Genomic DNA, 12478 nt, shown 5'->3' with positions numbered 1-12478 from the left:
AGCCACGGAGGCCGGTGCGCGGTATCACAGGCCGCGTGACCGGCCTCTGGCATCCCGAGGTCCCTGCACGGGAGGATGGCGCACATGGGCCGGTTCCTGCTGACGGCGATGCCGTTCACGGGCCACGTCGCGCCATTGGCCGCTGTCGCCCGGCAGCTGGTGGACCGCGGTCACGACGTGCGCTTCTACACGGGCGCGCGGTTCCGCGCACGGGTCGAGGCCGCCGGAGCGCGTCTCGTGCCGTGGCGCGAGGCGCCCGACTTCGACGAGAACGACGTCGCTGCGACCTTCCCGCGCCTGGTCGGCAAGAAGGGCATGCGGCAGCTGCTCATCAACGTGGTGGACTGCTTCATCGGCACGGCGCCGGCGCAGGTCGCCGATCTCTCCGCCGAGTGGGCGCGCGAGCCCTGGGACGCGCTGGCCGCTGACGAGGTGTCCATCGGCGCGGTGCTGTTCAGTGAGCGGGAGAGGATGCCGTGGGCCACGGTGGCCGTGCTGCCGCTGAATCTGCCGGGCCCAGGCGGCCCGCCGAGCGGCATGGGCATCCGTCCGGGCACCAACCCGTTCACGAAGACGAGGGACGCGGCGCTGCGCGGACTCGTTCCGCTGATCTCGCGTCCGCTCGTCACCGCGCTCGACGAGGCGCAGGCCGCTGTCGGCCTGTCCACCCGCGGACGCACGATGGATCGCGTCGTGTTCTCGCCCACGCTGATCGTCGCCAGCGGCGCGCCGCAGTTGGACTACGGCCGCACCGACCGCCCCGCCCACGTGCACTTCGTCGGCGAGCTGGCCGCGCAGTCCTCACCCGCGTCGCCGGGTGCGCTCCCGCCGTGGTGGGGCGACCTCGACGGGCATCGTGTCGTGCTCGTGACGCAGGGCACGCAGAACATCGATCCCGGTGACCTGGTGCGTCCGGCCCTCGCCGCGCTGGCCGACCGGGACGCGATCGTCGTGGCGACCACCGGCGTGCCCGGGCGCGACTCGTTTCCGTTCGCCACGCCGCAGAACGTTCGCGTCACGGGGTTCGCGCCCTTCGGTGCGCTGCTGCCGCGCGTCGACCTCGCGATCACGAACGGCGGCTGGGGCGGCACGATCGCGATGCTCGGTCACGGCATCCCGCTGGTCGTCGCAGGCGGCGACCTCGACAAGCCCGAGGTCGCGGCACGCGTGGCGTGGAGCGGCGCCGGCGTGAACCTGCGTACCGGCACCCCGAAGACGGCGACGGTTCAGACAGCGGCGGACCGGGTGCTCGTCGAGCCGTCATTCCGGGCCGCGGCCGGCCGCCTCGCGGCCGACCTGCGCGCGCGGGGCGGCGCCGCGCACGCCGCGGAGCTCATCGAGGGCATGCTCTGACGCCTTGGCACCGGGCGGGTGCTCGCGACTCAGGACTCCGGGTTGGGGTCGGCGTCCAGCCACGGCGGGCCCAGCGGCACGACGCGCCGGCCGATCGTGCGCCAGTAGAACTTCTCGACGAGCAGGTACGTGGCCAGGGCCGACGCGGCGATCAGCACGATCGAGCCGGTGATCGCCAGGCCCTGTGCGCCGGTGAAGGCGCCCATCGCCTGGAACCCGAGTCCGAGCGAGACGCACAGCAGCGTGATCGGCAGCACCGTGTTGTGCGCGGCTCCGGCCGGGACGAACAGCAGCGCGAGGATCGCGAACACGAGCGAGAAGAGCCCGCGGGCCGACGCCGTCACCTCGAAGAACCCCAGCTCCTCGCCGAGCAGGAATCCCGGCACCACGATCCAGTACCAGCCGAACGCGTTGTAGACGATGAAGTGGAAGTTGTCGCCGGCGAAGTACGACAGCATCCCCGCGGTCACCTGCACGACGCCGCCGAACGCGGCGCCGATCCAGAACACGGGAGCGTCGTCCTGCAGCCCGAGGTGCGCGAGCTGGGCGATCACGGTGGCGATCACGAAGCCCAGCAGGCCGATGAGCCCGGGATCGGCGACGCGCAGGCCGCCGGTGCGCGGCACTCTGATCGCGTCCGTGATCGCGATGTTGGTCGTGCCCTCGGTCATGCGAAAACCTCCCGTTCCCGGTGCCACCGTCGTCTTCCCGCCAGTATGCCGAGCGGACGACGCGTGCCGCCATCATCGGCGGCGGCACGCCGGTGACGACGTGAGCGCGAGGATGCGGCATCCATCGTTCACGATCCGGTCACCGGACGGCGGCGGGACGTGGCACGCTGGCGTCATGGGCCAGAGCGACACCGGAACCATCCCGCACCCCGTCACCGAAGAGCTGCGCGCCACGATGGCCGCGGCGGGCATCTCGCACGACGCCGACCTCGTCGCGCGCATCCTCGCCACGGGCATCGGGCTGGGGCTGGACGACACCGACCGGCTCGACCTCAAGATCACGTCGGCAGCGCTCAGCGAGATGCGCGCGGCGTTCCGGCTGTTCGCGCCGTATCGCGGCATCCCGAAGGTCACGATCTTCGGCTCGGCGCGCACCCGCTCCGAGGACGAGCTGTACCGACAGGCGTCCGAGACGGCGGCCGTGCTCGCCGAGCGCGGCTGGATGGTCGTCACCGGCGCCGGTCCCGGGATCATGGAGGCGGCCGCCGAGGGCGCCGGTCCGCACCATTCGCTCGGCGTCTCGATCCGCCTGCCGTTCGAAGAGAAGCCGAACGCGATCGTGGGCGGCAACGCCCGCAACGTCGCGATGAAGTACTTCTTCACCCGCAAGCTCATGCTGGTCAAGGAGTCGCGCGGCTTCGTGTGCGTGCCGGGCGGCTTCGGCACGCTCGACGAGATGTTCGAGCTGCTGACGCTGCAGCAGACGGGCAAGGCCGATCCCACGCCGATCGTGCTGCTCGACTCGCCCGGCGGCACGTTCTGGGCGGGGCTGCAGCGGTTCGTCGACGACCATCTGCTGCCCTCGGGCGTCATCTCGAAGGGGGACTTCGACCGGGTGCTCGTCACCGACTCGGTCCCGGCCGCTGTCGACGAGATCACCGGATTCTACCGCAACTACGACTCGCTGCGGTGGGTGGGCAAGCGGCTCGTGCTGCGGTTGAAGGCCAAGCCGACCGAGGCCGAGGTCGACGAGCTCAACGAGCGCTTCGCCGATCTGGTGGCCGAAGGACGGATCGAGCATCGCGGCGCGCTGACGGCCGAGCGCGAGGACGACGACGTCGTCGATCTGCCCCGGCTCGTGCTGCGGCTGGACCAGTTCCGCGTGGGCGAGCTGTATCGCCTCATCCGCGCCGTGAACGCCCTCGAGTCGGCCCCGCGCGAGTGAGGCAGAGTGGATGCCGCACCCGAGGTGCGCGTCACAGCCGTCGGTAGCGCGCCGACAGCATGAGGTACACCCCGTAGACGACCAGCCCGCCCCCGATCGCGGCGCACAGCAGCGGACCCAGGGGGAGGGCCACGAGGCCGTCGAGAGCGGCATCGAGGCCGCCGGCATCCTCCGGGTCGACCTTCACGGCCGCCACGATCAGCAGCACCCCGACGGTCAGCAGCGCGAGTCCTTTGGCGATGTACCCGAACACGGCGATCCCGGTCACGACTCGTCCCGCGCGCCCCGCCGGCAGCGACAGGCCGCGGACGAACCGACGCGTCGATCCGATGACGACGAATCCGATCCCGCCGGCGACGATCGCGAGGCCGACGAGCCCCAGCACGAAGGGCCCGCCCGGGACGAACAGCACGCCGCGGCTCGCGTCCTGCACGCTCTCGTCGGGGTCGGGGCGCGCGCCGATCGCGACGGCGGCCGCGACGACGGCCAGCGCGAAGAAGACCACCGCCTTGCCCCACGCGATCGCCCGCGCACCCCACGTGCGCGCCGGCGAGTCACGGCGCACGAGGATGCCGTCCAGGACCTGCCAGACGCCGAGCGCGGCGAGCGCGAGCGCCGCGAGCCAGAGCACGACGAAGCCGAGCGGGGCGCCGGCGATCGTCATCAGCGCACCCGATTGATCGGCCTCGCCGTCTCCGCCGAACGCGACCCCGATCGCGAGGGCGCCGATCAGCACGTGCACCACCCCGTCGGCGACGAAGCCCGCGCGTGCGAGCGCCTCGAACACCGGATTCGCCTCGGCGCGATGGGCGGCATCGCGCACTTCGGCGCGCGGTGAGGAGCGGGCTCCGGCTGACATGACGTCCACGGTAGAGCCCGTCGCCACGATCGGCACAGGGGCTTGCGCCGGCTGTCTCGACTGTGCTGCGGGCCGCGCGGACGGCACGCCGCCAGGCTCGGACCGAACGCTCGGGTTCGCCGCCTAGCATGGACCGGATGATCCGCGAGGGCCTGCCCCAGCCCACGACCGGATGGAGCATCATGCCGCGGCTGATCCGCGGAGCCTCTCCCGTCGTGCTGGTCGTGGTGGGCGCGCTCTCTCTGCTGATCGGTCTGCTGATCGTCACGCGACCGCTGACGTCGCTGCTCGTACTGACCATCTACGTCGGCATCAGCGCCATCCTGTCGGGCCTCGCGCGCATGCTCGCCGCGCCCGAGACGCCCCTGTGGTCGCGCATCACCTTCGGCGCGGTCTGGATCGCCTTCGGCGTCGCGATCCTCGTCGGGCTCGGGCGCCGGCTGGACCTGCTGCCGGAGCTGATCGCGGTGCTCCTGGTGCTCGGCGGCCTCGCTTCGCTGTACGACGCGCTCAGCCGGGGCACCGTCAGCCAGCGCGTGCTGTCGGCGGTGTGGGGCGGTGCGCAGATCGCCTTCGGCGTGCTGGCGTATGCATGGCCCGACGTGACGGTGCTGCTGGCCGCCGTGGTGTTCGGGCTGCGCACCATCGTGTTCGGGCTCACGCTCCTGATCCGCGCGGTGCGCGCGTTCGTCGAGGGCCGACGCTCGGTGCCCGCCACGTCGGAGCCGGCACCGGTCGAAGACACGGAGAGGGATGCCGCATCCCGGCCGCCGGCATCCACGGACGTCCTTCCCGCCCGGCGCGGCCGCGCACGAGCCGCGTGGCTCGCGGCAGGACGCTATGCGCTGTCGATGCTGCTGGTCGTGCTCGTGGCGGGCGGCTGGTGGGCGAACACCTGGCTCGAGGACGGCGCTCAGGTGGTCGACGCATTCTACGATCCGCCGACCGTCGTGCCCTACGAGCACGGCACGCTCATCCGGTCCGACGAGTTCACCGGACAGAAGCCGGCGAACGCCGACGTGTCGCGGATCCTGTACACGACCCGCGACGCGAACGGGCAGCCCGCCGTCGCCAGCGGGCTGGTCATCACGCCGCATGACATGCCGCCGGGTCCGCGCCCCGTCGTCATCTGGAACCACGGCACGACCGGCGTCGCGCGCGGGTGCGCGCCGAGCCTGCGCGACGCATCGGCGACCAAGTGGGCGATCCCGGGACTCGACCAGGCGATCGCGAAGGGCTGGGTCGTCATCGCGTCGGACTATTCGGGCCAGGGGGCGCCCGGCGACTTCCCGTACCTGATCGGGCGCGGCGAGGCACGCTCGTCGCTGGACGCCGTCATCGCCGCGCGCGAGCTCGACGGCCTGACGCTGTCGGCGCACACCGTGGTGTGGGGGCACTCGCAGGGCGGCCACGCGGCGCTGTGGACCACGCAGATCGCTCCGGACTACGCTCCCGACATCGACATCCGCGGCACCGCGCTGCTCGCACCCGCCGCGGAGCCGGTCAAACTGGCGCACGAGCTCATGACGGGCGACGCGAACGCGCTGCTGTCGATCCTCATCTCGTGGGTGCTGGTGCCCTACTCCGAGACGTACTCCGACGTCGACCTCAGCGACTACGTCGCCCCGGGCGCCGAGTCGATCGTCCGCGAGATGACCCAGCGCTGCCCGACCGAGCCCGGCGTGATCGTCTCGGTCGCCGCTGCCCTCGGCGTCTCGGAGGACCGCCCGCTGTACGTCGGCGATCTGACCTCGGGGGCGCTCGGCAAGCGGCTCGAAGACAACACGCCCGACGGTCCGTGGGGGACGCCCATCCTCATCGCGTGGGGGAGTGAGGACGAGGTCATCCCGCCGCACCTGCAGCGCGAGTTCGTCGCCACCCTGTGCGCGCAGGGCGAGCAGGTGCGCAGCCTCGAGTACGTCGGCTACGACCACCTGGGCACGCTCCTGCCGGGGTCGGCCTTCATCCCGGTGCTCATCACCTGGACCGATGCGCGGTTCCGGCACGCCGACACCCACGTGGACGACTGCGGCGCCTGATCGGTGCGTGCCCGCGCCGACCAGGGGACTCCCAGGGCGGCCGGTTCCGGCATCCGGTAACGTTGTAGGGTTCCGGCGCGCGCGACGCGCCGGTGAGAGCTGAATACGGAGGCTGTTGTGGACATCGATCTCGGACTTCTGCGGACCGTCGAGCGCGAGAAGGAGATCCCCTTCGACGAGCTCGTGCACATCATCGAACAGGCGATTCTGACCGCCTACGCCAAGCACACCTCGCCCACCGGCGAGCTGCCCGAGGGGGCACGCGCCGAGCTCGATCGCAAGACCGGTCACGTGGCGGTGTTCATCCCGCTGCTCGACGACGAGGGCGCCGTGATCGGCGAAGAGGAGTCGACGCCCGAGGACTTCGGCCGCATCGCCGCGTTCGCCGCCAAGCAGGTCATCAGCCAGCGTCTGCGCGACATCGCCGACGACGCCGTGCTCGGCGAGTTCCGCGGCAAGGAGGGCGACATCGTCGCCGGCATCGTGCAGCAGGGCCCGAACCCGCGCATGGTCCACGTCGACCTCGGCTCGGTCGAGGCGATCCTGCCCCCCGAGGAGCAGGTCCCGAGCGAGGACTATGCCCACGGCGCCCGTCTGCGCGTCTATGTGACCTCGGTCGCCAAGGGCACGAAGGGCCCGCAGATCACCGTGTCGCGCACCCACCCGGGGCTCGTGCGCAAGCTGTTCGCCCTCGAGGTGCCCGAGATCCCTGCGGGCCTGGTCGAGATCGTCTCGCTCGCGCGCGAGGCCGGTCACCGCACCAAGATCGCCGTCAAGGCCAACGACCCGTCGATCAACGCCAAGGGCGCCTGCATCGGCGAGCTCGGCCGCCGTGTGCGCGCCGTCACCGAGGAGCTGGGCGGCGAGAAGATCGACATCGTCGACTACGACCCCGAGCTCGCGAAGTTCGTCGCGAACGCGCTGTCGCCGGCGAAGGTCACGTCGAGCTTCGTCCTGGATGCCTCGAACAAGGCCGTGCGCGCGCTCGTGCCCGACTACCAGCTGTCGCTGGCGATCGGCAAAGAGGGGCAGAACGCCCGCCTCGCGGCCAAGCTGACCGGTGCCAAGATCGACATCCAGCCCGACTCGATCCTCGAGGACAGCTGAGCCTCGCGGCGCAGTCGCTCAGCTAGTCGGTGTAGCATGGAGGCTGTACGAACGTGCGTCGGATGCCGCACGCGTGCTCCCCGGTCCGCCCTCCTCAGGGTGGTCTCCATTGATTCCGCCCTCGTCGTCGACGAGCGCGCGTCGATGCCCGGAAGAGGCGCGTGGGTGCATGAGACGCCCGAGTGCGTGGATGCCGCCATCCGGCGCCGCGCCTTCGTGCGGGCATTGCGTGTGTCAGGCCCGCTTGACACGCAGACCATCGAAGAGCACATCCAGCGAAAAGGCTGAACGGCTATGGAAACAAAGTGAACGGCTCGAAATGAGACCCGTCCGCCGATAACGGTCTGCCCTGTCTGGGCAGACCCCAGACAGGAGAATTTGTGGCTGCCAAACCACGCGTGCACGAGATCGCTTCCGAGCTCGGCGTCGACAGCAAGGTCGCGCTCGAGAAGCTGAAGGAGCTCGGCGAATACGTCAAGAGCCCCTCGTCCACCATCGAACCCCCCGTCGCGCGCAAGCTGCGCGCGGCGCTCGAAGCCGACGGCTCGGGCAAGTCCGGCGCGGCTCCCGCGGCTCCGGCCGCCAAGCCCGGTGCGGCGCGCCCCGCCGCAACGCCCGGTGCCGCGGCTGCCAAGCCCGGTCCCGCGGTCAAGCCCGGCCCGGCTGCCAAGCCCGGTCCGGCGCGCCCGGCCGCGCCCGCAGCACCGGCGGCTCCGGCCGCCCCCGCGGCGAAGGCTGCTCCGGCAGCCGAGGCCCCCGCGGCTCCGGCTGCTGCCGCTCCGGCGGCTCCGGCCGCCCCCGAGGCCAAGGCGGCTCCGGCCGCTCCCGCGGCCCCGGGCGCCAAGCCCGGTGCGCCCAAGCCCGGTCCGGCCGGTGCGACGCCGCAGGCGCCGCGTCCCGGTGGAACCCCGCGTCCGGGCAACAACCCGTTCGCTTCGTCGCAGGGCATGGGCCAGCGTCCTGCCGGCCCGCGTCCGGGCAACAACCCGTTCGCGTCGGCGCAGGGCATGGGCCAGCGCCCGACCCCCGGCAACATCCCGCGTCCGCAGGCCCCGCGCCCCGGCTCCCCGCGTCCCGGTGCTCCGCGCCCGGGCGGTGCGGGTCGTCCCGGCGGCGGCGGTCGTCCCGGCGCTCCGTTCCAGCAGCGTCCCGGCGGTCCCGGTCGTCCCGGCGGCGCCGGCGGCTTCCAGCGTCCCGGCGGCGCGCCCGGTGCGGGTGCCCCCGGCGGCTTCGCCGGTCGTCCCGGTGGTGGCGGCGGTCGTGGCCGCGGTCCCGGCGGTGGCACCGCAGGTGCCTTCGGCAAGGGCGGCGGCAAGTCGAAGCAGCGTAAGTCGCGTCGGGCGAAGCGTCAAGAATTCGAGATGCGGTCGGCGCCGGTCGTCGGCGGCGTCAACGTCCAGAAGGGCAACGGCGAGATCATCCGCATGCGACGCGGCGCGTCGATCGCGGACTTCGCCGACAAGCTCGAGGCGCTGCGCGGCTACACCGTGCAGCCCGGCACGCTCGTGACGATCCTCTTCAACCTCGGCGAGATGGCCACGGCCACCGAGTCGCTGGACGAGGCGACGTTCGAGGTGCTCGGCGCCGAGCTCGGCTACAAGATCCAGATGGTCTCGCCCGAGGACGAGGACAAGGAGCTCCTCGAGGGCTTCGGTCTCGACCTCGAGGCCGAGCTGGAGGCGGAGAACGAGGAAGACCTCGAGATCCGTCCTCCGGTGGTGACCGTCATGGGCCACGTCGACCACGGCAAGACGCGACTGCTCGACGCCATCCGCCAGACCAACGTGGTCGCGGGCGAGGCCGGCGGCATCACGCAGCACATCGGTGCGTACCAGGTCTGGACCGAGCACGACGGCATCGAGCGCGCCATCACGTTCATCGACACCCCCGGTCACGAGGCGTTCACCGCCATGCGTGCCCGTGGTGCGCAGGTCACCGACATCGCGATCCTCGTGGTCGCGGCCGACGACGGCATCATGCCGCAGACGGTGGAGGCCCTCAACCACGCCCAGGCGGCCAATGTGCCGATCGTGGTCGCGGTGAACAAGGTCGACAAGCCCGAGGCCAACCCGGCCAAGGTCCGTCAGCAGCTGACCGAGTACGGCCTGGTCGCCGAGGAGTACGGCGGCGACGTCATGTTCGTCGACGTGTCGGCCCGCCAGAACACCGGCATCCAGGAGCTCCTGGACGCGGTGCTGCTCACCGCGGACGCGGGTCTGGACCTCACGGCCAACCCGAACAAGGATGCGCGCGGTGTCGCGATCGAAGCGAAGCTCGACAAGGGCCGCGGATCGGTGGCCACGGTGCTCATCCAGTCCGGAACGCTGCGCGTCGGCGACGCGATCGTCGCGGGCACGGCCTACGGCCGCGTGCGCGCCATGATCGACGAGAACGGCGACCCGGTCGAAGAGGCCTACCCGTCGCGTCCGGTCCAGGTGCAGGGTCTGAACTCCGTGCCCCGCGCCGGTGACACGTTCATCGTGACCGAGGAGGACCGCACGGCCCGCCAGATCGCCGAGAAGCGTGAAGCGGCCGAGCGCAACGCCCAGCTGGCCAAGGCCCGCAAGCGCATCTCGCTCGAGGACTTCACCCGCGCTCTCGAAGAGGGCAAGGTCGAGTCGCTCAACCTCATCATCAAGGGCGACGTGTCGGGTGCCGTCGAGGCGCTCGAGGAGTCGCTCCTCAAGATCGAGGTCGACGACTCGGTGCAGCTGCGGATCATCCACCGCGGCGTCGGTGCGATCACCGAGTCCGACATCAACCTCGCGACGATCGACAACGCGATCGTCATCGGCTTCAACGTCCGTCCCGACACGAAGGCGCGCGAGCGCGCCGCCCGTGAGGGTGTGGATGTCCGGTTCTACTCGGTCATCTACAACGCGATCGACGACGTCGAGCAGTCGCTCAAGGGTCTGCTCAAGCCGGAGTACGAAGAGGTCCAGTCGGGCGTGGCCGAGATCCGCGAGGTGTTCCGCTCCTCGAAGTTCGGCAACATCGCCGGTGTCATCGTCCGCTCGGGCACGATCACGCGCAACGCCAAGGCGCGCGTCATCCGCGACGGCGTGGTCATCGCCGATGGCCTGGCCATCGAGTCGCTGCGTCGCTTCAAGGACGACGTCACCGAGGTGCGCACCGACTACGAAGCCGGTATCGGCCTCGGCAAGTACAACGACATCCAGGTGGGCGACGAGATCGAGACCACCGAGATGGTCGAGAAGCCGCGCGGCTGAGTCCGCGTATCTGATTCCGGATGCCTTCTTCGGGAGGCATCCGGAATCACCCCCTTAAGGAGCACTCATGTCTTCGGAACGTCAGGCCCGACTGGGCGACCGCATCCGCGTGATCCTCGCCGAGCGCCTCGAGAAGGGGCTGCGCGACCCGCGGCTCGGCTTCGTCACGATCACCGACGTCCGTGTGACGGGCGACCTGCAGCACGCCTCCGTGTTCTACACGGTGCTGGGGTCGGCCGAGGAGCGCGAGGCCTCGGCGAAGGCGCTCAAGTCGGCGACCGGGATGCTGCGCTCCGAGGTGGGCAAGCACCTCAACGTGCGGCTCACGCCGAGCCTGGAGTTCATCGCCGACGCGATCCCCGAGAACGCGGTGCACATCGAGGACCTGCTGCGTGAGGCGCGCGAGCGCGACGAGTCCGTCGCGGGCCTCGCGGCCGGCGCGACCTACGCCGGCGAGGCCGACCCGTACGTCAAGCCCCGCGAGCTCGACGGCGACGAGTAAGCAACGCAACGCTCACACGCTTGGCAGACGCGCGCCGCAATCGCAGGATTCCGGCGCGTTTCTGCGTCGTACGACAGGGACCGCGCGAGTGTGTGAGCCGCGTCCACGCTAGCGGGGGAGCCGCAGCATCCCGTCGGACGCCTCCGCCAGCCCGTCCGCGATGAGCGAGTCGATCGCGCGGTCGCGCTGCAGCGCGTCGGGCCAGTCCGCAACGACCTCGGGCAGCGGCACCGCGTGGGCGGCGGCATCCCTGAGCGTCTTGAGGACGGCGCCGCGCGCCTGCCTGTCGCTTCCCTCGTAGCGCGCCTGCTTGCGCCGCTCGTCGCCGGTGTCGGGTCGCCCCGCGGCGAGCCACGCGCAGCGGTCCTGCAGCGGACAGATCTCGCATCGCGGCGACCGCGCGGTGCAGACGACGGCGCCGAGCTCCATCGTCGCGGCGTTCACGACCGCAGACGTCGCGACGTCCGCCGGAAGAACCGCCGCCATCGCGTCGAGGTCGCGACGTGACGGCGGGCCGGGCTGCGAACGCCCGTCGGCCGCGCGTGCGAGGACGCGGCGCGTGTTCGTGTCGACGACGGGATGCCGGTCGCCGTACGCGAAGACGGCGACGGCGCGCGCGGTGTACTCGCCGATGCCGGTCAGTGCGAGGAGCGCGTCCACGTCGCGCGGCACGACCCCGTCATGACGGTCGCGGATCTCGACAGCCGCGCGGTGCAGCCACAGGGCCCGGCGCGGATAGCCGAGGTTCGCCCACTGCCGCACGGCATCGGCGGGCGCCGCGGCGGCGAGGTCGCTGGGCGTCGGCCAGCGGCCCAGCCACGCCTCGAGATGCGGGATCACACGGGTGACGGGCGTCTGCTGCAGCATGAACTCGCTGACCAGCACGCCCCACGCGCCGAATCCCGGACGACGCCACGGCAGGTCGCGCGCATTCTCGCGATACCAGGCGACGAGCGGGCTCGCGAGGTCGGGCATGCGCTCCAGCCTATGCGGCGCCTCAGCGGTCGAGCCGCCGGACGGCGGCCGTCCGGACGTCACGACATCGTCACGATCGAGCGGCCGACCGCCTCGGTCCCGCCCGGGTGGCCCTAGGTTGCGGGGTGGGCAATCGTGAGGAGAGACGTATGCGTGTCCGGGCATCCATCGCCGTTCTGCTGCTGTCGGCCGTGGCGCTGACCGCGTGCGCGACGCCGGGCGACCCGGCTTCGACCTCGTCGCGCACGCCGTCTGCATCGGCCGAGCAGACCTCGACGCCCAGCCCGGCCCCGACGATCGACTCCGACGATCCGTCGACCTGGATCATCACCGATGACGGCATGGGACCGATCACGCTCGGCGACCCGTTCCCCGACGCGCTCGCGCTGATGCCCGAGGGCACGACGAACGACGTCGACAACTGCGCGTGGACCGCCTGGTGGAACGCGCCGGACCAGTCCTACCAGGTGTTCACGGCACGGGCTCCGACAGCGCGGACGACGCTCCGGTGATCAAC

11 protein-coding genes are annotated in these 12478 nt (G+C 71.5%); 8 read left to right on the top strand and 3 right to left on the bottom strand.

Going from position 1 to position 12478, the window contains the following annotated elements; genetic code table 11:
- Positions 1 to 84 precede the first annotated feature (84 nt).
- Complete coding sequence (locus ABEA46_RS18075; protein WP_345546514.1) at positions 85 to 1353, top strand: glycosyltransferase; 1269 nt, start codon at positions 85 to 87, stop codon at positions 1351 to 1353.
- A gap of 29 nt (positions 1354 to 1382) precedes the next feature.
- On the opposite strand, the gene ABEA46_RS18070 is transcribed toward ABEA46_RS18075, so the two are convergent.
- Positions 1383 to 2024, bottom strand: a complete 642-nt coding sequence (locus ABEA46_RS18070; protein ID WP_345546512.1) for an acetate uptake transporter family protein — start codon at positions 2022 to 2024, stop codon at positions 1383 to 1385.
- A 175-nt stretch (positions 2025 to 2199) separates the two neighbouring features.
- Here ABEA46_RS18070 and ABEA46_RS18065 point away from each other — a divergent pair, with 175 nt between their 5' ends.
- Positions 2200 to 3249 (top strand): LOG family protein, encoded by a 1050-nt coding sequence (locus tag ABEA46_RS18065; protein ID WP_345546510.1) that lies wholly within the window; start codon positions 2200 to 2202, stop codon positions 3247 to 3249.
- Positions 3250 to 3280: 31 nt separating this feature from the next.
- Here the strand turns inward: ABEA46_RS18065 and ABEA46_RS18060 are convergent, their stop codons facing one another.
- A complete protein-coding gene (locus ABEA46_RS18060; protein ID WP_345546508.1) occupies positions 3281 to 4108 on the bottom strand; it encodes a DUF1206 domain-containing protein in 828 nt (275 codons plus the stop codon).
- 137 nt (positions 4109 to 4245) lie between these two features.
- Between ABEA46_RS18060 and ABEA46_RS18055 the strand changes: the two genes are divergently transcribed.
- The 5 genes from ABEA46_RS18055 (at position 4246) to rbfA (ending at position 10986) form a co-directional block, all read left to right on the top strand.
- On the top strand, positions 4246 to 6147 hold the full coding sequence (locus ABEA46_RS18055) for a lipase family protein (protein WP_345546506.1): 1902 nt from the start codon (positions 4246 to 4248) through the stop codon (positions 6145 to 6147).
- A gap of 117 nt (positions 6148 to 6264) precedes the next feature.
- Complete coding sequence (gene nusA, locus ABEA46_RS18050) at positions 6265 to 7254, top strand: transcription termination factor NusA (protein WP_345546502.1); 990 nt, start codon at positions 6265 to 6267, stop codon at positions 7252 to 7254.
- A 36-nt stretch (positions 7255 to 7290) separates the two neighbouring features.
- Positions 7291 to 7542 (top strand): YlxR family protein, encoded by a 252-nt coding sequence (locus tag ABEA46_RS18045; RefSeq protein WP_345546501.1) that lies wholly within the window; start codon positions 7291 to 7293, stop codon positions 7540 to 7542.
- A 92-nt stretch (positions 7543 to 7634) separates the two neighbouring features.
- On the top strand, positions 7635 to 10484 hold the full coding sequence (infB, locus tag ABEA46_RS18040; protein WP_345546499.1) for a translation initiation factor IF-2: 2850 nt from the start codon (positions 7635 to 7637) through the stop codon (positions 10482 to 10484).
- A gap of 67 nt (positions 10485 to 10551) precedes the next feature.
- Complete coding sequence (gene rbfA, locus ABEA46_RS18035; protein WP_345546498.1) at positions 10552 to 10986, top strand: 30S ribosome-binding factor RbfA; 435 nt, start codon at positions 10552 to 10554, stop codon at positions 10984 to 10986.
- A gap of 108 nt (positions 10987 to 11094) precedes the next feature.
- On the opposite strand, the gene ABEA46_RS18030 is transcribed toward rbfA, so the two are convergent.
- Positions 11095 to 11961, bottom strand: a complete 867-nt coding sequence (locus ABEA46_RS18030; RefSeq protein ID WP_345546496.1) for an HhH-GPD family protein — start codon at positions 11959 to 11961, stop codon at positions 11095 to 11097.
- 149 nt (positions 11962 to 12110) lie between these two features.
- Here ABEA46_RS18030 and ABEA46_RS18025 point away from each other — a divergent pair, with 149 nt between their 5' ends.
- Entirely contained in the window at positions 12111 to 12473 is a 363-nt protein-coding gene (locus ABEA46_RS18025; RefSeq protein WP_345546494.1) for a hypothetical protein, read from the top strand.
- Positions 12474 to 12478 lie beyond the last annotated feature (5 nt).

It is taken from the genome of Microbacterium jejuense (assembly GCF_039544225.1).
In the GTDB taxonomy this organism is placed as follows: Bacteria; Actinomycetota; Actinomycetes; order Actinomycetales; family Microbacteriaceae; genus Microbacterium; species Microbacterium jejuense.
The sequence above is the reverse complement of the archived record's forward strand: the minus strand, read 5'-3'. Positions and strand labels throughout refer to the sequence as shown.